This is a genomic window from Kouleothrix sp. 19917, assembly GCF_057073505.1.
In genome coordinates this window covers 4,627,987-4,651,464 of sequence record NZ_CP097099.1, presented here as the reverse complement: position 1 = coordinate 4,651,464, position 23,478 = coordinate 4,627,987, and the positions used below count along the sequence as shown (strand labels likewise).

Below are 23,478 nucleotides of genomic sequence, written 5' to 3'. Positions count from 1 at the left end.
AGAGCGGTAAAGGGCCACTATTGCACCATAAAGGTTTCGTCATTTGTGCTGGTTCGCAGATCACCAAAAACCAGCATTTGGCCGATATACTGCCTTTGTTCGACACTGGCACAGGCCAAAAGAATGATTCAGCGCGAGCGCCGAAACCCTGCTCTCGGGCGGCTCGCCGTATGTGTTCAGAATGCGCTCTATCGTATGTGGCCCCACCATTGCCCAGGCGCGGTGCCGCACCCTATCGCACAAAGCGAGGATGGCATGAAGAAGCTCTTAGGGTCAATTGGGCCGCGGTGGATGATGATTGTTGGGTATGGCACGCTGCTGGCGGTAATCGGGTTTTTTGCGTTTCGGCAGGTGAGCCCGAGCAGTGCAGCGGCGGGAAAAACGCGCCACTACTACATCGCCGCCGACATGGTGAACTGGGATTACGCGCCAAGCGGCAAAAATCAAATTACCGGTGAGCCGTTCGACGATGCGGCAAACGTATTTGTTGGCGCTGGCCCTGGCCGCATCGGGCGCGTCTACCGCAAGGCGCTCTACCGTGAATACACGGATAACACCTTTAGCACGCGCAAGCCAGCTGCGCCCGAGTGGGAGCACCTGGGTACGCTTGGCCCGGCCATCCACGCCGAGGTGGGCGACACGATTATTGTCGAGTTCAAGAACAACACCGAGCTGCCGGTGAGCATTCACCCGCACGGCGTGTTCTATAACAAAAATGCCGAAGGCGCGCCCTACAACGACGGCACCGGCAGCGCCGACAAAGGCGACGATGGCGTTGCGCCCGGCACGACCTACACCTACACCTGGCAGGTGCCCGAGCGCGCTGGCCCTGGCCCCGGCGATGGCAGCTCGGTGCTGTGGATGTATCACTCGCACACCGACGAAGTGGGCGACAGCTACAGCGGCCTGATTGGCCCGATGATCATTACGGCGCGTGGCAAAGCCCGGGAAGATGGTTCGCCGGCCGACATTGATCGCGAATTCGTCACGATGTTCCTGGTGTCGGATGAAAACCAGTCGCCCTACCTGCCGGAAAATATCAAGGCCCACATCAACGCGCCGGATGCACCGCCGGAAGGTGACGAAGAGTTCGGCGAAAGCAACCTGATGCACTCGATCAATGGCTATGTGTTTGGCAACCTGCCCGGCCTGCGGATGCGCGTCGGCGAGCGGGTGCGCTGGTACACGATTGGCATGGGCACCGAAGTCGATCTGCATACGCCACACTGGCACGGCCAGACCCTGCTGATGAGCGGCGGGCAGATGGGCATGCGCACCGACATGGTCGAGCTGCTGCCGGGCAGCATGAAGATCCTCGACATGACGCCCGACAACCCCGGTACGTGGCTGTTCCACTGCCATGTGAACGACCATATTCTGGCAGGCATGCTTGCTACCTTCACGGTCGATCCGCAGAGCGGCGCACCTTCTGCCAGCGCGGGCGGCTGGGGCTCGCCAGCAGCGGCAGCGGTGAACAGCACCGGCGATGCGCTGTACTCGTTCTACTGCAAGATCACGGGCCGCGCCCACACGAGCTGATCGAAATTCAACCAGCTTCCCAGCACAAAGCGCCACCCAATTCGGGCGGCGCTTTGTGTTGCCAGAACCGAGTGTGCTTACGCCGACACTGGCTCGCCCTGCGCGGCCAGGTTGCGCAGCACATAGTGCAGAATGCCGCCATTGCGGTAGTAGGCCAGCTCGCCTTCTGAGTTGATGCGCACGCGCGCCGGGAAGCTGAGCGTCGTGCCGTCGGTGCGCTCGGCGCGTACCGTCAGCTCCTGGCCGGGCCGCAGGTCTTCGATCCCCTCGATGGTGAAGGTTTCGGTGCCGTTCAGGCCCAGCGACGCGGCGCTTTCGCCGTTCAGGAAGGTCAGCGGCAGCACGCCCATGCCCACCAGATTCGAGCGGTGAATGCGCTCGAAGCTTTCGGCGATGACGGCGCGCACGCCCAGCAGGAAGGTGCCCTTGGCCGCCCAGTCGCGGCTGGAGCCGGTGCCGTATTCCTTGCCGGCCAGCACCACCAGCGGCGTTGCGTCGGTCTGGTAGCGCATGGCCGCGTCGTAGATGCTCATCTGCTCGCCGGTGGGCAGGTAGACCGTGTAGCCGCCCTCGACGCCGGGAACCATGGCGTTTTTCAGGCGGATGTTTGCGAAGGTGCCGCGCATCATCACTTCGTGGTTGCCACGCCGCGCGCCATACGAGTTGAAATCTTTCGGCTGGACGCCATTCTCCACCAGGTAGCGGCCCGCCGGGCTATCCTTGGCGATGCTGCCGGCTGGCGAAATATGGTCGGTTGTCACGCTGTCGCCCAGCACGGCCAGCGCGCGCGCCCCGACGATTGAGCGCAGGGCCGGCACGTCGCGGGTCATACCCACGAAGTAGGGCGGGTTCTGGATGTAGGTCGAGCTGTCGTTCCAGGCGTACAGGTCGCCGCCGGCCACCGGGATCTGGTTCCAGTCCTCGTTGCCGGTGAAGACGTTGCCATACTGCTCGCGGAACAGCTCGGCCGTGACCGAATTCGCCATCGCGGTCTGCACTTCTTCCTGCGTCGGCCAGATGTCGGCAAGGTAGACGGGCTTGCCGTCGCTGCCGGTGCCGAGCGGCTCGTAGCGCATGTCGATATCGACCGTGCCGGCGATGGCGAAGGCCACCACCAGCGGCGGCGAGGCCAGGTAGTTTGCGCGCACCACCGGGTTGATGCGGCCCTCGAAGTTGCGGTTGCCGCTGAGCACCGCGCTCACCACCAGGTTGCTGTCCTTCACCGCGGCGGCGATTTCGTCGGCCACCGGGCCGGAGTTGCCGATGCAGGTGGTGCAGCCATAGCCCACCACGTTGAAGCCCATCGCGTCGAGGTCGTCGAGCAGGTCGGCCTTCTTGAGGTACTCGGTCACCACGCGCGAACCAGGGGCCATGCTGGTTTTGACATAGGGCTGCGGCTTCAGGCCGCGCGCCGCCGCCTTTTTCGCCAGCAGGCCAGCGGCGATCATCACCGAAGGGTTGGAGGTGTTGGTGCAGGATGTAATCGCGGCGATTACGGTGGCGCCGTGGGTGAGCGTGCTGCTTGTCCCGTCGAGCGTGACGGATGCGGCGCTGCCCTTGTAGATGTCGTAGCGGCTGACGACCGGCGCCTGCTCGGGCTCGGCCTCGTTGCCACTTTCGCCCATCCAGCGGATGTAGCCCTTGCCAGCCTCGTCGTTGGTGTTTACTTCGCGGCCAAAGGTCGTTTTCATGGCCTGCCAGAACGAGCGCTTGAGGTCGTTCAGCTGCACGCGATCCTGCGGGCGGCGCGGGCCAGCCATGCTCGGCTCGATCGTGCTCAGGTCGAGCTCCAGCAGGGTGTTGAAGGTCGGGATGGGCGAGTCGTCGGTGCGGAACATGCCCTGGGCCTTGGCGTAGGCTTCCACCAGCGGGGCGACCTCGTCGCGGCCGGTGCCGCGCAGGTAGCGCAGGGTTTCTTCATCCACCGGGAAGAAGCCACAGGTTGCGCCATACTCGGGGGCCATATTCGCGATGGTGGCGCGGTCGGCCAGGCTCAGCGCGCTCAGGCCCGCCCCGCAGAACTCGACAAACTTATCGACCACGCCCTGCTTGCGCAGCATTTCCGTGACGCGCAGCACCAGGTCGGTGGCGGTGGTGCCCGGCCGTAGCGTGCCGGTGAGCTTCACGCCAATCACCTCGGGCGTGAGCATTGCCAGCGGCTGGCCCAGCAGCACGGCCTCGGCCTCGATGCCGCCAACACCCCAGCCCAGCACGCCCAGACCGTTGATCATGGTCGTGTGGCTGTCGGTGCCAACCAGGGTGTCGGGCATGGCCACGGTTTCGCCATCAATCGTCTTGGTCAGCACAACCTGCGCCAGGTATTCGAGATTGACCTGATGGCAGATGCCGGTGGCCGGCGGCACCACGCTGAAGTTGCTGAAGCTCTGCTGGCCCCAGCGCAGGAACTCGTAGCGCTCGCGGTTGCGCTCGAACTCAAGCTGCGCGTTGATCTGCAGCGCCATGCCGTTGCCGAACGCATCCACCTGCACCGAGTGGTCGATCACCAGATCGGCCTGCGACAGCGGGTTGATGCGCGCCGGGTCGCCGCCAAGCTGCTGCATCGCATTGCGCATTGCCGCCAGATCGACAACGGCCGGCACGCCAGTGAAATCCTGCATCAGCACGCGCGCGGGCTTGAAGGCGATCTCGCGCTTACCGGCGCTGCTGGGCGTCCAGCTCGCCAGCGCCCGAACGTCTGCCTCGTCGGTAAAGCCATCGCCAATGTTGCGCAGCAGCGCCTCGAGCACGACTTTTACCGAGAACGGCAGCGTGCTCAGGTCGGCGCCAGTGCGCGCCGCCAGCTGATCGAGGCGATAGATGATGTACTGTTTTCCGCCCACGCTTAATGGTGCGCGCGCTCCAAACGGATCGGTGAGAGCGTCACTCATAGCAACAAACCTTTCTTGGGCTAGACCCTATCTGGCTGGGACGTATTGTACCGCATGCGGGTGCTTTCTTATGCGCTGTATTATAGCCCTTCCCGCGCCAATTGAGAAATAAATGCTTTCTGTTTCTTCGATAGATAACTTCTATACCAGAAAACTGGGGGGAATGCGCTATACTGGCAGCATACCCCCTACGCGTACACGCTGCCCTGCTGTGCGCAAAAATTTCGAGGCACTATGATTTCGCAACCACTCGCGCCGGGCATTGCTTGGCGCCCGCGGGCTGTATTTGCGCTTCTGCTGAGCTACCTGGCCTTGTTTGGCATTCTGATCGGCGCGCAGGGCGTGCTGTGGGCCGAAGTGATTCGCGCCCTGTCGCTGAGCAAAGCGCAGTTTGGCGCGGCCCAACTGCTTGGCCCGCTGCTTTCCGTTGGGCTGCTGATGATCGGCGCGCAGCTTGCACACTGGTTTGGCAAAAAAACCTTAGCTATCGTTGCGCTCGTTCTGCTGGCGGCTTCCAATGCGCTGCTGGCTGTCGCGGGCGACCTTTCGATGCTGATTGTGGCGCTGCTGCTGGCTGGCGCGGGCGCGGCCCTGCTGGAAACCTCTGCGAACAGCGCGACGCTCGATTGGGAGCAGGCCACTGGCCGCAGTGTGATGAATCTGCTGCATGCCGGTTTCAGCGCGGGCGCGGTGCTGGGCGCGTTTGCCGCCGGCCTGATGCTCGGGCAGGGGCTTGGCTACGGGGTGGTGCTGTTCGCGCTGGCCGGCCTGTGCGGTGTGATGCTGCTCCTTTCGCTGCCGGCGCGTTTCCCGCCGACCGACAGCGCCGCGCAGGAGTCGCCCGGCCCGCTGGCAACGCTGCGCCTGCTGTTCAGCCAGCGCGCCATGCTCATTCTGGCGGCGCTGTGCGTGATGGGCGTGGTAGGCGAGAGCGTGGCGAACCTGTGGTCGGTGATCTACCTGCACGAGCTTGGGGCCGACGCATTGTTGGGCGGCGCGGTGTTTGGGCTGTTTAATGGCGCGATGTTTGCCGGGCGCGTTGTGAATGCCTGGGTGGTGGGCCGCTGGGGCATGCGCGCGTCGCTGCTGCTCTCGGGCGCGGGGCTGGTGCTGGCGAATGTGCTGCTGGCGGGCGGGCTGTGGCTGGCCGTCGCCGCGTTTATGCTGATGGGCCTGGCGGTGGCCGGGATTGTGCCAACGGTGCTGAGCGCGGGCGCGCGGCTGGCACCCGGCCGCAGCGGGCTGGTGACCGGCGGCATTATGTCGGTGGCTTACACCGGCTTTATAATCATCCCGCCAATCACCGGCTGGGTGGCCGATGCGGTTTCCCTGCGCGCCGCGCTCCTGATCGTCGGTCTGAGCGGCGTGGCGGTGCTGGCGCTGGCCCGCCGCCTGCGGGTGTGAGGGGACGAGAACGGGCGTATAGTAATACGCCCAGACCGAGAACCGAGAACGGGCGTATAGCAATACGCCCAGACCGAGAACCGAGAACGGGCGTATAGCAATACGCCCAGACCTGCAACCCTTCGCGTTCTTTGCGTTCTTTGCGGTTCATTATCCCGGTCGTCGATCAAACAGGAAAGAGGAAATCTCCATGTCCGTTGCCGATTTGCGCAAAGAATATACGCGCCAGGGCTTGCTGGAAAGCGATGTGGACGCCGACCCGTTCGTGCAGTTCGAGCGCTGGTTCAGCCAGGCGCTGGCCGCCCAGCTGCCCGAACCTAACGCCATGACGCTGGCAACCGCCACGCCGGAGGGTCGGCCCTCGGCGCGCACGGTGCTGATCAAAGGCGTGGATGCGCGCGGCTTCGTATTTTTCACGAACTACGACAGCCGCAAGGGCCGCGAGCTGGCCGCCAACCCCTGGGCCGCGCTGGTGTTCTACTGGCCTGAGCTGGAGCGGCAGGTGCGCGTGGAAGGGCGCATTGGCCAGGTCGAGCCGGAGGAGTCCGACGCCTATTTCGCCAGCCGCCCGCTGGGCAGTCGGATCGGCGCGTGGGCCTCGCAGCAGAGCGAGGTGATTGCCGGGCGCGAGCCGCTTGAGCAGCGTGTGGCCGACCTGGCCGCGCAGTATGCCGACGGCACGGTGACGCGCCCGCCGCACTGGGGCGGCTACCGGCTGGTGCCCGACGCGATTGAGTTCTGGCAGGGCCGCCCCAGCCGCCTGCACGACCGGCTGCGCTACCGGCGCGCGGGCGCGGGCTGGCTGATCGAGCGGCTTTCGCCGTGAAACCCGTTACAGTGCAGTCAGAATCTCGGGGCCGTTTTCCGTCACCACAATCGTGTGCTCGAACTGCGCCGAAAGCGACCCGTCGGCGGTGCGCACCGTCCAGCCGTCGCGCTGGTCGAGCTTGGTTTCGGCGCGGCCCGCATTCACCATTGGCTCGATGGTGAAGACCAGCCCGGGCTGAAGGCGCAGGCCGGTGCCGGGCTTGCCATAGTGCGGGATGTTGCGCGGCTCGTCGTGCAGGACCTGGCCGACGCCATGCCCAGTGTATTCGCGCACCACCGAAAACTTATTCGATTCGACATACTGCTGAATGGCCGCGCCAACATCGCCCAGGCGGTTGCCCGCCGTCGCGGCGCGAATGCCACGCCACATGCTTTCCTCGGTCACATCCATCAGGCGCTGCGTTTCGGGCGCCAGCGCGCCCACCGCGTAGGTCACGCACGAGTCGCCAATCCAGCCGTTCAGCTTGGCGCCAATGTCGATGCCCACAATATCGCCTTCGCGCAGTGGCGTTTTGCTGGGGAAGCCGTGGCAGATGACGTTATTGACCGAAGCGCAGATGGTGGCGGGGAAGCCGTTATAGCCTTTATACACGGGAATTGCCCCGTGGTCGCGAATGAATTTCTCGGCCATGCGGTCGAGCTCGCGGGTGGTCATGCCGGGTTGGACGTGTGGGCGCAGCAGCTCAAAGGTTTGCGCCACCAGCCGGCCTGCTTCGCGCAGCAGCTCAATCTGCGCGCGCGAGCGAAGCGAGATCGCCATGAAACTATCTCCTGGGAATGCATGTGCAGAAGGTTATCCGCAGATTTTACAGATTACACAGATATAGGATAGCTTGATAGGCAGCTATATTCGCGTCCAACGTTCTATCGTTCTATAAAATCTTCGTGTCTTCGTGTCTTCGTGGTTTTCGGCCCTTATTGGCCAAGCGCCGCAAGCAGCCGCTCAAAGCCCGCCGCAAACTGCGCCGCCTCGGTCAGTGCCGAGATCATAATGTGCGTGCCAACTTCGTAGCCATAGAAATAGCCGGGGTGCACCAGCACGCCCTGCCGCAGTAAGTGTAACACCAATTCTTCTTCATCGCTCCAGCCGCGCACTTCCAGAAACAGGTAGTAGCCGCCGTCGGGCGCGTGCACGCTCAGGCTCGGGTGGCCGGCCAGTCGCGCCAGCGCCATGTCGAGGTTGCGCTGCACGTGCGCGCGCATGGCTTCCACAAACGCACCGCCGTGCTCGAACAGGCTCGGCAGCATCGACTGGGTGAGCGAGTTTGCGCCCAGAAATGTGTCGTTCAGCAGCTCCAGCCGCTCGCCGAACTGCGCGCCAGCCGGCCCGCTCAGCGCCACCCAGCCGAGCTTGAGGTCGGGCAGGGCAAACAGCTTCGAGATGCCGTTCAGGTGGAAGATCGGCAGCTCGGGGTGAAGCGCGCCCAGCGGCGGCACGGCCGGCACGCCATATGGGAAACCGGCAAATACTTCGTCGCAGATCACCGGCAGGTGCAGGGTGCTCAGCGCGGGCAGCGCCTGCTGCACGACCATGCCGGTGGGGTTGTGCGGCGAAATAATCAGCACCGCGCGACTGTGCTCGTCGGCCTGGGCGTGCAGGCTGGCCGGGTCGATCCGCCAGCCGCGCGCGGCATCGAGGGCGTAGGGCCGCAGCTCAACGCGGTAGATCGCGGCAAGATATTCGAACAGCGGGTAGCTCACCACCGGCGCAAGCACATTGTCGCCCGGCTCGGTGAGCAGCGCAAACAGCAGGCCGTAGGCTTCGCTGGTGCTGGCCGTGATGAAAATATCGTCGGGCGCGAGCGCCAGCGCGGGCGTGCGGCCGGCGTAGTAGCGCACAATCGCGTCGCGCGCGGCTGGGTTGCCGTGTGGGTCGGGCGTGTAGCGGCGCGTGGCGAGGTAGGCGGCGGCGGCCTGCTGAAGTACATCTTCTGGGAACAGAAGGCCCTGCGCGGTCGGGTTGCTGCTGGTGAGGTCGATATAGCCGGGGCCGGCGGCGGCCTGCTGGCGGGCAAGCTCAATTCGATTGGGCGAAAGGTCGCCATCCGCAAAAAAGCCGCTCATAGCTTCGCCTGTCTCAATGGAAGGTTCGCTATTATACCAGTATTCAGGCATCAGGAATCAGTTGCCCGTTTTCGCTTGGCTTTCTGAAGCCATTTCGGGCCAGAAAACAGTATTCAGGCGTCAGGAATCAGAAGGGAGTTTGCCCTGGGCTTTCCGACACACACTACGCCGAGGGGCACGGCGGAGAGGCGAAATTGATGGTTTGAGCGCGATGTGAGGAAACGTGTGCGAGGATGGGCGAGCGTAGTATAGCAGATTGCAGTCGGCAGAATGCAGAAGGCAGTTGCATTTTCCGCACTCCACTACGCTTCTTGCCAGCGCATGAGTATTCTGGAAAGAAAGTTCTTTTCTACAACGGGTAAGCTTCCAGGAAGCTCATCTGCTTATCAGATTGAAGCAAAACTGGCTTGAGCTTCCTGGAAGCTGAGTACAGGGAAATTTATTTTCCAGAGCAATGAGTGGTTAGTTGTTCTGCAAACGGCTCTAGCATGCGCAAATCGCAAATCGGCTAGTGCATTATGAGGAAAGTGATGCGGAAATCAGGGAAGAATACCAGCATCGCAAACGCCAATCCCTATTCCCCATGCCCTAAACCCTGCGCTGAAAGCGCACTAGGCACTCGCGCCCCGCGTCAGGGTATGGGCGACCTCGTCGCTGCCGCCGGCGCGGCGCTGCCAGGCGCGGCCCAGCAGGCCCGAGCGGCCCACGCGCCACAGGATCGGCCCCATGCGTGCCCCAAAGCGCTCGACAAAGAACTGGCGGCTCTGGCTGGAGCGGTAGCGCGACTGCACCATCTCGGTGATATTATCCAGCTCGTCGCTGCCAGCTATGGGCTGGGCGCTGGCCGCGCTGGGCATCGAGAAGCGCATGTCATCCAGCCCAAACGTCGCCGCAAGATCGACCAGCGTGGGCATTGCCGAGTACGACGGGTCGAGGTCGATCTGGCCGCGCACCGCCATGCCCAGCTCGTGGGCCATGCGCACCACGTCGAGCAGCGCCGCGCGGGCATCTTTCGAGTCGAGCACTTCGGCCGCGTCGAAGGGCAGGCTGATTACTTCGCAGCCGGCCCGGCGAAACTTGCGCAGCAGATCGGGCGTAAGCTGGCGGTATTCCGCGCTGCCTTCCCAGCACACGCCCACGTCGGAGGTGGCCAGGTGGTAGAGCAGATCGTGGAGCCAGACAGCGTCGAGCGTCAGCAGCGGGCCGGTGAGGATGAAGTGGCGGATGCCGTGCTCGCGCGCAACGCTGCGCAGCTCGGCGCTGATCAGGGCCGGGTTGCGCGGGATGTAGCTGGTGCTGGTGAACTGCTGCCCGGTGAGCAGCGTCGTCTGCAAATCACCCATGGGCGTGAACAGCGGGTATTGCTCAAGCGGTAGCAGATGGCGTGCCGGGAAGGGCAATGTGTCAAGGTCGTCGTCGAGCCCGAGCAGGGCCTCGAAAATGACACTCTGTTCATCGCTTGGGTCGGTTGGGCGCTCCAGCGACCAGAGCGCGCGGGCGACGGCCTGGGCGGGCGTGGCGCTGCGCATATGCAGCTCGATATGAATGACATTGGCGGTGATGCCGGCCAGTGCGGCCTCGATCAGGGTGCGCGCCGAAGGGCTGCTGGCGGCAACAATCACCATATGCGGGCGAAACGCGCGCAGCGGGGCAAGCGCCTCAGAGGCGTTTGAGGTGTCGTGCAAGGCCAGATCGTAGATCCGCACAATATGCCGCTGCTGCTCGAGCAGCGCGCCAAGGTAGCCGATCGGGAGTGGCGGCGTGATGCAGGGATCTTCGATATTGGGGAGCACAATGAATGCTATTTTCATAGCAACCTTCCTGAGCCTGGAGTCCACGCCAACGCCGGCGTAGCTAAAGTCGTAGGTGTATTGTAGGGGGTGTGGCTGAGCCGCCAATGAATAAAGTTGAGAGGAGGTTAACAAAACGTTCACGAGCCAGCGCCGTAGCTGGGGCAGCAGCAGGCAGCAAAAAGCCGCGCGCCGGCAAAAACTGCCAGCGCGCGGCCAGGGTGGGAGGTGAACGGTGTGTTACTTTTGCTTGCGCAGCTCTTCCACACGGGCCGAAAGCTGGGCGATCTTTGCGCTCAGATCTTCGATGTCGCGCTTGGAAGGGATGTTCAGGCGGTTCAGGAATTCTTCCATACCCTGCTCGACGCGGGTGCCAACCCGCTCGGCGCGCTCTTCGACGCCCGAGGTGTTCTTGCGCAGGCGGCTCTGAACTTCATTCAGCAGCTTTTCGGCGTCCTTCTGGGCCAGCTCGCCGCGCTCGACCAGCTTGTTCACGAATGTCTCGGTTTCGTCGCGGCTCAGCGCCACCGCGCCAATGCCGGCCAGCAAAAGCTTGCGCAGGCCCTCGACAAAGGTGCTGCCGGCTTCCTTGCCGTTCTCAACCACTTCACGAACTTTGACTTCAACTTCCTCGGTCATGATTTTCCTCCTTATATCGCTCAGATAGTTATCGTCTATTTCGAATAACGCATTGCGTTATGATGGGAGTATAACACGCTGCGTCATGGTTGTCAAGATGGAATTATCTTTTCTTCTGCACCATTGCGCTGTATTTTGCCTGCGGCAGCAAGGTACTTCCCATTATTGTTGTGTGCCATTTTCCGCGCACAGCGCGGAAAATGGCACACAAAGAACAGATACATACCGCTCTGCCGAAGCCTGGTTGCGCCAACAGCGCGAGAGTTCTTTGATTTGCCCGCGCCGCGCGAGCTGGCTATACTGCGCGCAGAAACCGCCACCTGCAAGGAGAATACATATGACCGAAGCCATGCTGATCAATGGCGAGCGCGTGCCGAGCGTCACTGGCGAGTGGTTCGACGTGGTTGACCCGGCCACGGAAGAAGTAGTTGGGCAGGCGCCCATGGCGAATGAGGACGATGCGCGCCGGGCGATTGCTGCCGCCAGCACGGCCTTCCGCAGCTGGCGCGCCGCCACCGCGCACGAGCGCGCCGAGCTGCTGCACGAAGTCGCCCGCAAAATCCGCGCCCGCACCGAAGAGCTGGCCGCGCAGCTTACCCGCGAAGGCGGCAAGCCGCTGCTCGAAAACCGCGACGAAATGGGCTGGAGCGCAGCCTGCTTCGATTACTATGCCGAGCTTCAGCGCAACACGCGTGGCCGCGTCATCCCCTCGGTCGAGCCTTCGCAGCTGGCGATGGTGCTGAAAGAGCCCTATGGCGTGGTGGCGGCGATTGTGCCGTGGAACTACCCCATCCTGCTGATGTCGTGGAAGGTCGCGCCCGCGCTGGCGGCCGGCAACACGGTAATCATCAAGCCCAGCGAAATGACACCGCTCAGCACGCTCATGTTCGCGGAGATTTTCGACCACATGCCGCCCGGCGTGGTGAATATCGTCACCGGCTATGGCGCGACGGTTGGGCGCGAGCTGGTGGTGAGCCGCGACACGCAGATGATCGCGTTCACCGGCTCGTTCGCCACCGGCCGCGAGATTGCGCGCCTGGCTGCCGAGCGCGTCAAACGCACGCACCTGGAGCTGGGCGGCAAGGATGCCTTTATTGTTGCTGAAGATGCCGACCTGGATGTGGCCGTGCCGGGCGTGGCCTGGGCTGCGCTGCTGAATGCCGGGCAGGTGTGCACCAGCACCGAGCGCGTGTATGTGCACGAAAGCATTGCCAAACGCTTCACCGACAATCTTGTTGATTTCGTGCGCACGCTGCGGCTCGGCCCCGGCAGCGACCCCGCCACCGACATTGGCCCGCTGATTGGCGCGCGCTACCGCCAGAAGGTCGAAGAGCATGTGGATGAAGCGCGCCACAAGGGCGCCAGTATCCTCACGGGCGGCCAGCGCCCGCCGCAGTTCGCGCGCGGCTTCTTCTATGAGCCAACTGTGCTGGCGGGCATCGATCACTCGCACCGCATTATGCGCGAAGAAACCTTCGGCCCGACCATCCCAATCATGAGCTTCCGCAGCTTCGACGAGGCGATTGCGCTGGCGAACGACTGCGACTACGGCCTGGGCGCAAACCTCTACACCAGCGACCCGAAGAAGGTCAAGCAGTACTACGAGGAAGTCAAAGCCGGCACCTGCTGGGTGAACGACCCGCTGACCGACAACGACGCCGGGCCGTTCGGCGGCATGAAGTTTTCGGGCGGCTCGCGCGAGCTGGGCGAAGAAGGACTCGAAGCCTTTCTGGAAACCAAGCATGTTCACTGGGATTTCAACCAGGAGCGCAAAAGCTGGTGGTATCCGTATGGCAACAACGAGTGAATTTTGCGGTCGTGCCACATGCGCTGGCCAAGTGAGAAGGGCCGACGGTGGTGATGCGCTTGCTGCGTTCCCCCACGAAGGACGAAAGTGTGCGCTCAGGCGTTCGTCTTGCCCGTCACCGCTGCATGCGCGGGTCGTGCGTGGGGTCGGCGTACAGGCGCGGGCAGCCGTGCTCGATCGCGTCGGGGCGCAGCTCGTAGTGCCAGGGTTCGTTGCGATAGATCTGGCACAGCCCGTACCTCGCGCCATATTCGGCCAGCCACGTCATGGCGTCGGTGTGTCCAATATCGACCGCGCCGCCCGTCACGTGCGGAGACGTGCTCGCTGTGGCGACCCAGCGCGCGGCTTCTGCTTCCGAGCCATACTCGGCAACCGCCTCGCGCAGCAGCTGATTCTGGTACGCCGGCGAACGCCAGCCGCTGGTGACGTAGAATGTCATGCCGTCATTCGCAGCATCGGTTGCAGCCCGCCGCAGGGCGTCCAGCAGCGCTGGAGCTAGTTTGGCAACGCCCACAATTTCATCATCAAAGACTGTGGTGCCGTTGGGAACAACGCCATCAGCCACCCCCGGCACCTCGCGGCGAGGCGGATCGTGCAGGATGGCAATGGGCATCGCGGCCGACGAGGGTGAGGACGCCAGCAGCGGGTAGCCGATCCATGCGATGGCGGCGAGCAGGCTGGCGACAAAGATTGTAGAAATGCGGGTTCGTGCTGATTTCCTGTAATTCATGCCGCCAGTGTAGACAGCACAATGTTGCCAGCGCGTATGCAGTTTTCGATATGCTGGCGATAAGTGGTGGCTGGTATAATCGGCACATGCGCGTATTGATTGTTGAAGACGAACCCTACCTGGCCGAAGCCATCCGCGATGGCCTGCGCCTGCAAGCGATTGCCGCCGACATTGCGGGCGACGGCCACACCGCGCTGGAGCTGCTGAGCCTCAACGCCTACGACATCGCCATCCTCGACCGCGACATCCCCGGCCCGTCGGGCGACGAGATCGCCCACCGCATTGTCGCTTCCGGCAGTGGCATGCCGATTCTCATGCTCACCGCTGCCGACCGGCTCGACGACAAGGCCAGCGGCTTCGAGCTTGGTGCCGACGACTACCTCACCAAGCCGTTCGAGCTGCGCGAGCTCGTGCTGCGGCTCAGGGCGCTCGACCGCCGCCGCGGCCACAGCCGGCCGCCCGTGCGCGAGATCGCGGGCCTGCGGCTGGATGCATTCCGCCGCGAGGTCTACCGCGACGGGCGCTATGTCGCGCTCACCCGCAAGCAGTTCGCTGTGCTCGAAGTTCTGGTCGCTGCCGAGGGCGGTATCGTCAGCGCGGAAGAGCTGCTGGAGCGAGCCTGGGACGAGAACGCCGACCCGTTCACCAACGCCGTGCGCATCACCGTCTCGGGGCTGCGCAAGCGCTTGGGCGAACCCTGGCTGATCGCCACCGTGGCGGGCGCTGGCTATCGCATCGACACAGAAAGCGAACGCGAGGGAGAAAACCGTGGATAGAGCGCCGGGCCTGAGCGTTCGCCTGAAGCTCACCCTCAGCTATGCCGGCTTCCTGATGGTCGCGGGCGTGCTGCTGCTCGCGGTCGTGTGGGTCTTCCTGCTGCGCTACGTGCCCGACGATGCGTATACAATCCCCATGCGCGACATGCCTCCCGACTCGCTTATATCCCCGGTTATCTTTATCCCTGGCCGCGCCGACCTCATACGCGCGTTCGCGCCGAAGGCGATCATGATGCTGGAGTTCCTGCTGGTGTTTGGTCTTGTGGGCGGGTGGCTTCTCGCTGGCCGCATGCTGGCCCCGCTGGCGCGCATCACCAACGCGACGCGCCTGGCTGCGAACGGGTCGCTGGCTCATCGCATCCGGCTCCTGGGCAGCAACGACGAGTTTCGCGAGCTAGCCGACAGCTTCGACAGCATGCTTGCGCGGCTCGAAGCGCATGTTGCCGAGCAGCAGCGCTTTGCCGCCAGCGCATCGCACGAGTTGCGCACCCCGCTGGCCATTACGCAAACAATGCTCGACGCAGCCCGCAACGACCCGAACCGCAGCGACGGCGAGCTCCTTGAACGCCTCCACGCCGTCAACGCCCGCGCAATCGACCTCACCGAGGCATTGCTTGTGCTCAGCCGCGCCGACCAGCGCGCCTTTGCGCGCGAACCTGTCGACCTGTCGCTCGTCGTGGAAGAAGCCGCAGAAACACTTCTCTCGCTTGCGGAAAAGCGCGGCGTCACAATCGAAACCTGTGGCGATCTGGCGCCAACGGCTGGCTCGCACGCGCTGCTGCTGCAGTTGGCAACGAACCTCGTGCACAACGCAATTGTCCATAACCTGCCCGAACACGGCAGCGTATGGGCCACCACCAGCGTTCACGCAAAATGTGTGATGCTCACCGTCGAAAACACTGGCGAGAAGCTCGCCCCGGAGCTGGTTTCCACGCTTGCCGAGCCGTTTCGCCGCGGCAGCGAGCGCATCCGCAGCGACCATGCAGGTGTGGGCCTGGGCCTGGCAATCGTCAGGAGCATCACGCAGGCACACGACGGAACGCTTACGCTGGCCCCCCGCCCTGGTGGTGGGCTGTGCGTCACGGTGCAGCTACCCGTCGCGCCAGCGCGTGATGCCAGGCGATGATCACAATGGCTCTCTTTCGAGAATGAAGCGCAGCGCGTGTGTTGTGCGTCTATACCTAATGCATTATCAAGAAAGCGATGCGGAAATTATGGAAGAGTTTCTGCATTTAATCGATCAACCCTATCCCCCATTCCCTAAACCCTGCGCTGAAAGCGCACTAACGATGTGCTTTGCGAGGCTGGGCCGCGCCGTCGCTGCCCGCTAGAAAGAATTATGCTATGACTACAGATATTGCCGCGCTGCCGGGCGTGCGCTGGGCCGCGCTTCTCGCCGCCGACCGCGCGCAGGTGGAAGCGCTTGCCCACGCCTGCCAGGCGGCCGATGGCGGCTTTATGCCGCTGCCGATTGCGGGCTACCTGGATGCCAGCGCGCCGGCGATTGGCGCGTGGAGCGAAAATGGCGAACTGCTGGGTGGGTGCGCCGTGCGCCTGCAAGAAGGTGCCGACGAAACCGTGGCCGCGATTGTTGGGCATGTGCACCCCGGCGCGCGCGGGCGCGGCGTTGGCCGCCACCTGATCGAATGGAGCATTGCGCAGGGGCAGGCGCTGCTGGCCGGGGCCGAGCACCCGCGCCCGCGCGCGCTGCGCATCGCCACCGAGGGGCTTGTGCCCGACGCCGAGCGCCTGTATGCGCGCTATGGTTTCGCGCAGAGCTTTGCCGAAGATGTGATGCGCCGCGACATGGCCGGCGACGTGCCAGATGCCCCGCTGCCCGCTGGCATCGCGCTCGACACCTGGGCACCCGAGCGTGCCGCGCAGTTCTTCGCCGCCTACGACGGCTCGTTCCGCACGCGGCCGGGCTTCCCCGGCTGGAGCGCCGAGCAGTGGATCGAGTGGGCCACCGACGACGACGATTTCCGCCCCGAGCTGTCGCTGCTGGCGCGCGACGGCGATGCGCCGATTGGTTTTCTAATTGGCGCGGAAGGCTGGCTGGTGCAGGTGGGCGTGGTGCCGGCCTGGCGCGGGCGCGGCCTGGCGGCGGCGCTGGCGGCTGAGATGCTGCGGCGCGCCCAGGTATCTGGCGCAACCAGCACCCTGCTGACGGTGAATGTCAATAACCCAGGCGCGTCGCGTGTGTATGAGCGGCTGGGTTTTGCGCGAATCGGTCGGCGGGCGCGCTTCACGCGGGCGGCGTAAGCTGAGGGGAATGAACTGCGTGCGCATCCTGAGTAGCGCAAAGCGCGTATCGAAGGGTGCGCCTTTCAGATACGCACTCATCCATCAAATATTATTATTTCCACCCAACGGTCGTATGAAGGCGCTCGGCCCACATGCTGGCCTGGCCAGCTGCGCGCCCGTGGGCGTGGTCGTCGAGCATTTCCAGGCAGCGCAGCAATTGCAGGCTGCGCATGCGCGCGGCGTTGGCGGGGTCGTTCGCGATGCCGCCAGCGGCGAGCAGTGCCGGCCAGGCGAAGGGCCAGCGCTCGGGGTGGTGGTAGCGCACCACCCAGCCCCACCACGCCGCGTCGAACAGCGCGTCGGCCAGGCGCGCAAACTCGAAGTCGAGCAGCGCCGCTACCTCATCCCCCGCCAGCAGCGCGTTCACCGGGCAGAAATCGCCGTGTGCGAACGCAACCTCGCGCCCGGCGAACTGTGCCGGCAGCGCCGCAATACTTTCTTCCAGCACCGCCGCATCGCCCGGCGCAAGCAGGGGCGCGCAGCGCGCCAGCAGGCCGCGTGCGTGGGCGGCAAGCGCGTCTGGCCGTGCCCAGGTGGTATCCAGCTCAATGCCGTGGGTAGCAAGGCCAGCCAGGCGCGGCAGCAGCGCGCCCATTGCCCCGGCCACCGTGCGTGCGCCCGCGATTGTGCCCATGCGGCTGGCTGCGGGCGTGCCGAGGAGGTACTCGCGAATGGCGTAGGGCGGGCTGGCGCTGGCGTCGGCGGCGAGCTGGCGTGGCGCGCCAATGCCAGAAGCCAGCAGCCGTGCGGGCAATTCGCCTGCCAGCCGCAGCGTCTGCGCGGCGCGCGCCCGGTTCGAGATCAGCTGCACGATCAGGTGCTGCTCGTTGCTCAGGGTGAGCAGCGCGGTTTCGTTTTCAAAGCCCCAGCCGCAGCGCTCGGCGGCCAGCACGGGCGCGCCGGCCAGCGCGCTCAGCGCCGCGAGGTCGAGCGAAAGAGCCTCGGTTCGTTCGGGCATAGAAATTTCTTTTCACAAGAATCACACAAGCCCGCGTGCGGCTGGCCGGGCCAGTATAGCACGCGGGCTTGTGTATCAATTCAGCGCGAAGCTGGGGCTACTCGTGATTCGCGGGTGTGTCGGCCGTGTCGCTGCTCGGCAGCCAGCGGATTGGCACATTCCGGTCGCTGCTGGGCAGGCCAAACGGGTCGGGCCCTTCGTCCTCGAAATCGAACTCCTCGATCAGCACCGGGCCAGTGTCGTGCGCCCAGGCGATCAGGTCATCGATCGTGTACCAGCCTGGCCGATAAATGTCTTGCTCGCTGGGGTTGAGCCAGAACTTGATGCCGCCTTCCATCCACTGCCAGCGCTCAAGCGAGTGCCACTCTTTGCCCTGGTCGTGGAGCGTCGTCTTTACTTCTTCAAACAATTGCAGGAGTTCAGGCAGGCGAAGACCTTCGGTGCGGCGGACGCGCAGAAGCTGGCGGTTAATAGCATCGCGGAGTTGTTCCAGCTGATAAACGTCGAGGGTTTGTATGTCTATCATGGCCTGGTTTCCTTTCTCGCCGGCGCGGATGTCAGGGGACGTTTTGCGATCACAGTGCCAGGGTGATCGCCCGCGCAGATTGCGAACCGTCGGTAGCTGTTCGTGAGATTCCTCGTATAACCGACACTCCCATTATAAAGAAAGAACGCGATTATTAAATAAGAAAGTTGTTACAATTCCCGTTTGCTTTGGTGATAAGCCAATGGCAATAAGTATGCCTTGAATTGCCGACCGCAACGGGCTGTTCGGGCAACGCGCATCCTTGCAAAAGTGTGCGCCAGCGACGATGACGTCCTTGTTACCTACTTATACGAACTAAACGGACCAGGAGTTTCTCTTTTGCGGAAATGGCGCCAACGCCAAATCGATGCGCGCTCAGGCGGCGAGCGGCTGGGGCGGCCAGCATGGCCGAAAGTATTGGTCAGCAGTGGCAGAACCGAAATGTGTTACGACGCAGGAGCCAGGGTATCGCGACCGTGCGAAAAGCACACAGTCCCTTCCTCTGGAAAAGGAAGGGACTGCACTGGAGGCGACGACCGGATTCGAACCGGTGAATGGAGGTTTTGCAGACCTCTGCCTTACCACTTGGCTACGTCGCCACAGGGCCGATTCTAGCATACTCATTCGGCCCTGTCAAAGCGCGATTTAGCGCCTGCCGCCCGCAGGCCGCGCGGCGTACACGCGCGGGTGCAGCCATGCGACGATCAGGCCGGTGAGCGTGCCATAGATCATGTACTGGGCGATAAATGCCGGCGCGGTGCTGGCCAGCAGTTGCGGCAGCAGAGCGGGCAGCGCCAGCGAAAGCCCCAGCCACACTGCCAGCCCAAACACCAGCCCGCTCAGCGCCGGGATGCCATAGTCGGTGGGGAGCCGGCCAAGCTGGCGCGTGAGAAAGGTGAACAGCAGGCCAAGCAGCGCGGCCACCGCGAGCTGGATCAGCAGGCCGGCAATCACTGGCGCGGCTACAAAGCCACTGGCGCTCAGCGCGCCCGGGCCAAGCACGAGGCTGCCCAGCGCCTTGAGCGGGAACCAGCCGTCGTAGCCCGAAATTTCGGCCAGCAGCACGCCCGCCGCCGCCATTGCGCTGCCACCCAGCAGGCCGGCCCACAGGCTGTCGCGAACAAGCGCGCCGCTCATGATCGGGCGGGCCGGCTGCGGATGTGCGAACGAAATTGCGTTCATGGAAGTATCCTTTCTGTATGTCGTGCTGCGTTGCGCGCTGCGATGTGCTGAATGGTATGGGGTTATGCTAGCGTGCCCGCGTTCAGATTGTGTGAAGGAACGATGTGGAGAATGTTGGAACGCAGGAGTCGACATAAGCCTTTTGGCGCATGACAACGCACCCGATTTGCGGTATCATGGCAGCACAGCATGCCGAACCCGGCATGCTCTTATTCTCTCTTTTTTCCTGTATTCGCGGCCGGGCTCTTGCTACCCTTGCATCAATGCCGATGCAGGGAATTTGACGACCCAAAACCACAACGACGTGGCGCACAAGGAGCACGATCTATGATCGCATTTGTACTGAGTGGTGGCGGAAACCGTGGCGCGCTTCAGGCCGGCGCGCTCCAGGCGCTGATCGAGCGCGGCATCGTCCCCGACCTGATTGTTGCAACGTCGGTGGGGGCGCTGAACGGTGTGGTGCTGGCTGGCGACCCGTCGGTGGAAGGGGCGCGGCGGCAGGCCGCCGGTTGGGCAAACATCCGGCGGAACGACATTTTCCCTGGCAACGCATTGACGGTGGGCTGGCGCGTTCTGACGGGGCGCGGCAGCTTCCATGGGCGCGAGAATTTTGCGCGCTTTGTGCTGGCCACGCTGCCGCCGAATGCGCGCCGCTTCAAGGATCTGAAGATCCCCTGCGTCGTTACGGCCACCGCGCTGTCGTCCGGGCGCCTGCACCTGTTTGGCGAAGATCCATCCGAGCGCCTGCTCGACGCGCTGCTGGCCAGCACCGCCATTCCACCCTTCTTTGCGCCCTACGCTTACCAGAACGAGCAATTCCTCGACGGCGCGCTGGTGGCGAACCTGCCGCTCTCGCTGGCGATCCTGCGCGGCGCGCGCACGATCTACACGCTTGAGATCGCCGACGATATGGCCAGCGGTTCGCGCCAGGGCCTGATCTTCACGCTTACGTCGTCGCTCAATGCCATGCTGCACCGCCAGCAAGAGCAGGAGCGCCGCACGGTGGCGCTGGCGCACGCGCGCGGCATCACCATTCACGATATTCAGCTCACCAGTGGGCAAAACCTGCCATACAACGATTTCAGCCACAGTGCCGAACTGGTGGCGGCTGGCCATCGCACCGCGCTGGAATACCTCGACGCGCACCTGCTGGGCCGCCACCCCGCGCCCTTCCAGCGGCTGGCCGGCTCGCTGCGCGGCGCCCTGCGGGCGCTGAACGAGCGGCGCGTTCTGCCGCCACCCGCGCCGCAGCCACCTGCGTTGGGCTAACAGCAGAAGTGCGGGTTGGCGGGTTGCAGGTTTGAAGGTTGCAGGTTTGAAGTTTGCAGGTTGGCGGGTTGCAAGTTTGAAGGTTGCAGGTTTGAAGGTTGGCGGGTTGCAGGTTTGAAGGTTGCAGGTTGGCGGGTTGCAGACTGAGCGTATGCGCTTCCCGGTTCTCGGTTCTGTGCTTCCCGGTTCTCGGTTCCGTGGTTCCGTGGTTCTCGGTTCTCGGTTCTGTGCTTCCCGGTTCTGTGGTTCTGCGGTTCCGTGGTTCTCGGTTCTGCGGTTCTGCGCTTCCCGGTTCCGCCCATGCTCGCGCAGAAGTGTGGTACTATCGGGCAGGCGCTGCGCCCGGCCGCGCGGCTGCCGCGAACACTGCCGATCGAGCAAAGGAGGCCCACATGCGGCTGCTTACCTACCGAGATTATGCTGGCGTTCACGTTGGGGCGCTGCGCGATGACTCAACCATTGTGCCGTTGGACGAGGTGGCGCCGAGCATGCTCGCGCTGATCGAGGGTGGGGAAGCGGCGCTGGAGCAGGCGCGCGCGATTGTCGCCAGCGATGCCGAGGGCGTGCCGCTCAACGGGGTGATCCTGCTCGCGCCGATTCCGCAACCGCGCCAGGACATCATCTGCCTGGGCATGAACTATGTCGAGCACGCCTACGAGTCGATGCGCGCCAAGGGCTTGGAGCCAAGCCTGCCGCCGCACCCGGTTTTCTTCACCAAGGCCGCCACAACGGTCTGCGCCAACGGAGACACCATCCCGCTCGACCCGAACGTGACCAGCGAGCTGGACTACGAGGTTGAGCTGGCGTTTGTGATTGGCAAGCTCGGCAAGAACATCGCCAAGAACGACGCGATGGGGTACATTTTCGGCTACACCATCCTTAACGATGTGTCGGCGCGCGACCTGCAGAACCGCCACCAGCAGTTCTACAAGGGCAAGAGCCTCGACAATAGCTGCCCGATGGGGCCGTGGATCGTGACCGCCGATGAGATCCCCGACCCGGCGGCGCTGGGCCTGCGCCTGCGCCTGAATGGCGAAACGCGCCAGGACTCGACGGTGGGCGACCTGATCTTCGACATCCCGACCACGCTTGAGGTATTGTCGCGCGGGCAGCGGCTGGAGCCGGGCACGATCATCACCACCGGCACGCCCAGCGGCGTGGGTATGGGCTTCACGCCGCCGCGCTACATGCAGGCCGGCGATGTGATGGAAGCCGAGATCGACACGATTGGCGTGCTGCGCAACCAGGTAGCCGCCGCTGAGTAGCGTGCCTGAGCGCACAAAAATAGGGCCACAGAGCGCACCGAGGGCACTGAGCGAGCAAACAAGACTTGGTGTTCTCTTTGCCGAGATAGACAAGACGCCCAAGTTCATTGCGAACGCGGGCGTCTTTTCTATTCCCCTAACCTCCAACTCCCATCTCCCACGCTAGCGCTGCGCCCGAATCGCGTCGCGAATCTCGGTCAGCAGCACTTCTTCCTTCGATGGCGCGGGCGGCGCGGGGTCGGCGGCGCGCTCGGCCTGCATGCGGTTGGCGGCGCGCACAATCGTAAAAAGTGCAAAGGCGATGATTAAGAAGTTGATGATTGCAGTGAGGAACGCGCCAATGCCGATCACGTGCGCGCCGGCTTCCTTCGCCGCCGCATAGGTGGGGTAGACCTGGCCCGACAGGTTGATATATACGCTTGAGAAATCGGGCTGGCCGAAGATCAGGCCAATGATCGGGTTGATGATATCGGCCACCAGCGAGTCGATGATCGACCCGAACGCCGCGCCGATGATCACGGCCACTGCCAGCTCCAGCACATTCCCGCGCGCAATGAACTCACGAAATTCCTTCAGCACAGAAACCTCCTGTTCTTGCCGGCGCACATGCGCCCGCCTGCTCCGCCATACGTGGGCGGCAGGAAAAAGACGACCGGCCTACGAATTCGTCACATCGCTGTGAGTGGGTGGCGCGCCGTCGCTGGCGCGGGGGAAGATGGCGTGGGCGGCCAGCGCTTCGTGCAGGCGCGCAAGCAGGCGGCGGCGCACCTGCGGGGCCGCGCCGTGCCGGGCTTTCACCTTCAGCATCAGCTCGGTGCTTTCGCCCATCTGCCCGGTCTCGCTGATGATCTCGGGCGGCTCCAGCACGTCGGGCCCGGGGTCGGCAATGACTTCCTGCAGCACGGCCAGCGCGTCTTCGAACTGGGCGGTGGGCAGCGTGAGGTGGATGTGCGCCGCCGAGAAGCTGCCGCGCGTGAAGTTGCGGATGGTGCGCACATCGCCGTTTGGCACCGTCCACAGCTCGCCATTCTCGCCGCGCAGCAGCGTGCGCGTAAGCGAGACTTCCTCCACCACGCCGATCACGCTGCGGTCGCCGATCTCGACTTTCTCGCCAATTGCAAACTGATCCTGCACCAGCAGCTGAATGCCGCACAGCACATCGCTGATGAAGGGCCGCGCCGCAAAGCCGATGCCGGCGCTAAACAGCCCGAGCGCGGTGGTGAGCGCGGTTGGCGTCGTCACCTGCCCCAGCAGGAAGATCACGCCCAGCAGCACTGCCAGCGCGTTCATCAGCGACTGGATGAGCTGGCGCATGGTCAGGCTGCGCTGCTGGGTGATGCCGCCACGCAGACGCCGCCGGTAGTAGGCCAGCCGCCAGATCAGCCAGCCCAGCACCTGCCCGATCAGCGCAAACACCAGCACGCTGAGCAGGCCGATCAGCAGGTAGGAAACAAACAGCAGCAGGCCATTAATGAGCTGATCAAGCAGTTCGCTCAGCATATCTGTCGT

Annotated in this window: 21 protein-coding genes and 1 tRNA gene; 10 read left to right on the top strand and 12 right to left on the bottom strand. The window is 63.8% G+C overall.

Annotation, left to right across the window (positions count from 1 at the left end; translation table 11 throughout):
• The first annotated feature begins 255 nt into the window (after positions 1–255).
• A complete protein-coding gene (locus M1P90_RS18930) occupies positions 256–1,539 on the top strand; it encodes a multicopper oxidase domain-containing protein (protein ID WP_483696851.1) in 1,284 nt (427 codons plus the stop codon).
• Positions 1,540–1,616: 77 nt separating this feature from the next.
• Here M1P90_RS18930 and acnA read toward each other — a convergent pair whose 3' ends face one another.
• Positions 1,617–4,427 carry an aconitate hydratase AcnA gene (gene acnA / locus M1P90_RS18925; protein ID WP_483696850.1) on the bottom strand — a complete coding sequence of 937 codons (2,811 nt, stop codon included), beginning with the start codon at positions 4,425–4,427 and terminating at the stop codon, positions 1,617–1,619.
• 234 nt (positions 4,428–4,661) lie between these two features.
• On the opposite strand from acnA, the gene M1P90_RS18920 reads away from it, so the two are divergent.
• Positions 4,662–5,831, top strand: coding sequence for an MFS transporter (locus M1P90_RS18920; RefSeq protein ID WP_483696849.1), 1,170 nt, complete (start codon positions 4,662–4,664; stop codon positions 5,829–5,831).
• A 190-nt stretch (positions 5,832–6,021) separates the two neighbouring features.
• Positions 6,022–6,657, top strand: a complete 636-nt coding sequence (pdxH, locus tag M1P90_RS18915; RefSeq protein WP_483696848.1) for a pyridoxamine 5'-phosphate oxidase — start codon at positions 6,022–6,024, stop codon at positions 6,655–6,657.
• A 6-nt stretch (positions 6,658–6,663) separates the two neighbouring features.
• Here the strand turns inward: pdxH and map are convergent, their stop codons facing one another.
• The 4 genes from map to M1P90_RS18895 form a co-directional block, all read right to left on the bottom strand.
• Positions 6,664–7,419 (bottom strand): type I methionyl aminopeptidase, encoded by a 756-nt coding sequence (gene map, locus M1P90_RS18910; RefSeq protein ID WP_483696847.1) that lies wholly within the window; start codon positions 7,417–7,419, stop codon positions 6,664–6,666.
• A 155-nt stretch (positions 7,420–7,574) separates the two neighbouring features.
• Positions 7,575–8,723 (bottom strand): pyridoxal phosphate-dependent aminotransferase, encoded by a 1,149-nt coding sequence (locus M1P90_RS18905; protein ID WP_483696846.1) that lies wholly within the window; start codon positions 8,721–8,723, stop codon positions 7,575–7,577.
• Between the two features lie 611 nt (positions 8,724–9,334).
• Positions 9,335–10,534, bottom strand: coding sequence for a radical SAM protein (locus tag M1P90_RS18900; RefSeq protein WP_483696845.1), 1,200 nt, complete (start codon positions 10,532–10,534; stop codon positions 9,335–9,337).
• A gap of 219 nt (positions 10,535–10,753) precedes the next feature.
• Positions 10,754–11,152, bottom strand: coding sequence for a phasin family protein (locus tag M1P90_RS18895; protein WP_483696843.1), 399 nt, complete (start codon positions 11,150–11,152; stop codon positions 10,754–10,756).
• Positions 11,153–11,489: 337 nt separating this feature from the next.
• On the opposite strand from M1P90_RS18895, the gene M1P90_RS18890 reads away from it, so the two are divergent.
• Entirely contained in the window at positions 11,490–12,959 is a 1,470-nt protein-coding gene (locus M1P90_RS18890) for an aldehyde dehydrogenase family protein (protein WP_483696842.1), read from the top strand.
• A 115-nt stretch (positions 12,960–13,074) separates the two neighbouring features.
• On the opposite strand, the gene M1P90_RS18885 is transcribed toward M1P90_RS18890, so the two are convergent.
• Positions 13,075–13,689, bottom strand: coding sequence for a M15 family metallopeptidase (locus M1P90_RS18885; RefSeq protein ID WP_483696841.1), 615 nt, complete (start codon positions 13,687–13,689; stop codon positions 13,075–13,077).
• 86 nt (positions 13,690–13,775) lie between these two features.
• Here M1P90_RS18885 and M1P90_RS18880 point away from each other — a divergent pair, with 86 nt between their 5' ends.
• The 3 genes from M1P90_RS18880 to M1P90_RS18870 all read left to right on the top strand — a co-directional run bounded on the left by M1P90_RS18880 (position 13,776) and on the right by M1P90_RS18870 (position 16,727).
• Positions 13,776–14,465, top strand: coding sequence for a response regulator transcription factor (locus M1P90_RS18880; protein WP_483704655.1), 690 nt, complete (start codon positions 13,776–13,778; stop codon positions 14,463–14,465).
• Positions 14,458–15,591, top strand: coding sequence for a sensor histidine kinase (locus M1P90_RS18875; protein ID WP_483696840.1), 1,134 nt, complete (start codon positions 14,458–14,460; stop codon positions 15,589–15,591). The genes M1P90_RS18880 and M1P90_RS18875 overlap by 8 nt, the downstream gene beginning before the upstream one ends.
• Before the next feature lie 218 nt (positions 15,592–15,809).
• A complete protein-coding gene (locus M1P90_RS18870) occupies positions 15,810–16,727 on the top strand; it encodes a GNAT family N-acetyltransferase (RefSeq protein WP_483696839.1) in 918 nt (305 codons plus the stop codon).
• Between the two features lie 94 nt (positions 16,728–16,821).
• Here M1P90_RS18870 and M1P90_RS18865 read toward each other — a convergent pair whose 3' ends face one another.
• The 4 genes from M1P90_RS18865 to M1P90_RS18850 form a co-directional block, all read right to left on the bottom strand.
• The gene (locus M1P90_RS18865) at positions 16,822–17,727 is read right to left on the bottom strand and encodes a phosphotransferase (RefSeq protein WP_483696838.1); all 906 of its coding nucleotides are present in this window, start codon (positions 17,725–17,727) and stop codon (positions 16,822–16,824) included.
• A gap of 97 nt (positions 17,728–17,824) precedes the next feature.
• On the bottom strand, positions 17,825–18,253 hold the full coding sequence (locus M1P90_RS18860) for a hypothetical protein (protein WP_483696837.1): 429 nt from the start codon (positions 18,251–18,253) through the stop codon (positions 17,825–17,827).
• Between the two features lie 524 nt (positions 18,254–18,777).
• Positions 18,778–18,852: transfer RNA gene (locus tag M1P90_RS18855), tRNA-Cys, on the bottom strand.
• 46 nt (positions 18,853–18,898) lie between these two features.
• Complete coding sequence (locus M1P90_RS18850) at positions 18,899–19,435, bottom strand: hypothetical protein (protein ID WP_483696836.1); 537 nt, start codon at positions 19,433–19,435, stop codon at positions 18,899–18,901.
• Positions 19,436–19,762: 327 nt separating this feature from the next.
• On the opposite strand from M1P90_RS18850, the gene M1P90_RS18845 reads away from it, so the two are divergent.
• The 3 genes from M1P90_RS18845 to M1P90_RS18835 all read left to right on the top strand — a co-directional run bounded on the left by M1P90_RS18845 (position 19,763) and on the right by M1P90_RS18835 (position 21,969).
• Positions 19,763–20,704 carry a patatin-like phospholipase family protein gene (locus M1P90_RS18845; RefSeq protein ID WP_483696835.1) on the top strand — a complete coding sequence of 314 codons (942 nt, stop codon included), beginning with the start codon at positions 19,763–19,765 and terminating at the stop codon, positions 20,702–20,704.
• A gap of 15 nt (positions 20,705–20,719) precedes the next feature.
• Positions 20,720–20,851, top strand: coding sequence for a pentapeptide repeat-containing protein (locus M1P90_RS18840; RefSeq protein WP_483696833.1), 132 nt, complete (start codon positions 20,720–20,722; stop codon positions 20,849–20,851).
• A gap of 245 nt (positions 20,852–21,096) precedes the next feature.
• Positions 21,097–21,969: a fumarylacetoacetate hydrolase family protein gene (locus M1P90_RS18835; RefSeq protein WP_483696832.1), complete on the top strand. Its 873-nt coding sequence runs from the start codon at positions 21,097–21,099 to the stop codon at positions 21,967–21,969.
• A 162-nt stretch (positions 21,970–22,131) separates the two neighbouring features.
• Here the strand turns inward: M1P90_RS18835 and mscL are convergent, their stop codons facing one another.
• Both mscL and M1P90_RS18825 read right to left on the bottom strand, forming a co-directional pair.
• On the bottom strand, positions 22,132–22,548 hold the full coding sequence (mscL, locus tag M1P90_RS18830) for a large conductance mechanosensitive channel protein MscL (RefSeq protein WP_483696831.1): 417 nt from the start codon (positions 22,546–22,548) through the stop codon (positions 22,132–22,134).
• Between the two features lie 78 nt (positions 22,549–22,626).
• The gene (locus tag M1P90_RS18825; protein ID WP_483696830.1) at positions 22,627–23,469 is read right to left on the bottom strand and encodes a mechanosensitive ion channel family protein; all 843 of its coding nucleotides are present in this window, start codon (positions 23,467–23,469) and stop codon (positions 22,627–22,629) included.
• Positions 23,470–23,478 lie beyond the last annotated feature (9 nt).

What these genes read in the sequence shown, in the direction of transcription:
- M1P90_RS18860 (WP_483696837.1), bottom strand. Translation starts at nt 18,253, where the DNA reads ATGATAGACATACAAACCCTCGACGTTTATCAGCTGGAACAACTCCGC.
- M1P90_RS18905 (WP_483696846.1), bottom strand. Translation starts at nt 8,723, where the DNA reads ATGAGCGGCTTTTTTGCGGATGGCGACCTTTCGCCCAATCGAATTGAG.
- M1P90_RS18880 (WP_483704655.1), top strand. Translation starts at nt 13,776, where the DNA reads ATGCGCGTATTGATTGTTGAAGACGAACCCTACCTGGCCGAAGCCATC.
- pdxH (WP_483696848.1), top strand. Translation starts at nt 6,022, where the DNA reads ATGTCCGTTGCCGATTTGCGCAAAGAATATACGCGCCAGGGCTTGCTG.
- M1P90_RS18870 (WP_483696839.1), top strand. Translation starts at nt 15,810, where the DNA reads ATGACTACAGATATTGCCGCGCTGCCGGGCGTGCGCTGGGCCGCGCTT.
- acnA (WP_483696850.1), bottom strand. Translation starts at nt 4,427, where the DNA reads ATGAGTGACGCTCTCACCGATCCGTTTGGAGCGCGCGCACCATTAAGC.
- M1P90_RS18900 (WP_483696845.1), bottom strand. Translation starts at nt 10,534, where the DNA reads ATGAAAATAGCATTCATTGTGCTCCCCAATATCGAAGATCCCTGCATC.
- M1P90_RS18895 (WP_483696843.1), bottom strand. Translation starts at nt 11,152, where the DNA reads ATGACCGAGGAAGTTGAAGTCAAAGTTCGTGAAGTGGTTGAGAACGGC.
- M1P90_RS18930 (WP_483696851.1), top strand. Translation starts at nt 256, where the DNA reads ATGAAGAAGCTCTTAGGGTCAATTGGGCCGCGGTGGATGATGATTGTT.
- map (WP_483696847.1), bottom strand. Translation starts at nt 7,419, where the DNA reads ATGGCGATCTCGCTTCGCTCGCGCGCGCAGATTGAGCTGCTGCGCGAA.
- M1P90_RS18890 (WP_483696842.1), top strand. Translation starts at nt 11,490, where the DNA reads ATGACCGAAGCCATGCTGATCAATGGCGAGCGCGTGCCGAGCGTCACT.
- M1P90_RS18845 (WP_483696835.1), top strand. Translation starts at nt 19,763, where the DNA reads ATGATCGCATTTGTACTGAGTGGTGGCGGAAACCGTGGCGCGCTTCAG.
- M1P90_RS18825 (WP_483696830.1), bottom strand. Translation starts at nt 23,469, where the DNA reads ATGCTGAGCGAACTGCTTGATCAGCTCATTAATGGCCTGCTGCTGTTT.
- M1P90_RS18850 (WP_483696836.1), bottom strand. Translation starts at nt 19,435, where the DNA reads ATGAACGCAATTTCGTTCGCACATCCGCAGCCGGCCCGCCCGATCATG.
- M1P90_RS18865 (WP_483696838.1), bottom strand. Translation starts at nt 17,727, where the DNA reads ATGCCCGAACGAACCGAGGCTCTTTCGCTCGACCTCGCGGCGCTGAGC.
- M1P90_RS18835 (WP_483696832.1), top strand. Translation starts at nt 21,097, where the DNA reads ATGCGGCTGCTTACCTACCGAGATTATGCTGGCGTTCACGTTGGGGCG.
- M1P90_RS18920 (WP_483696849.1), top strand. Translation starts at nt 4,662, where the DNA reads ATGATTTCGCAACCACTCGCGCCGGGCATTGCTTGGCGCCCGCGGGCT.
- M1P90_RS18885 (WP_483696841.1), bottom strand. Translation starts at nt 13,689, where the DNA reads ATGAATTACAGGAAATCAGCACGAACCCGCATTTCTACAATCTTTGTC.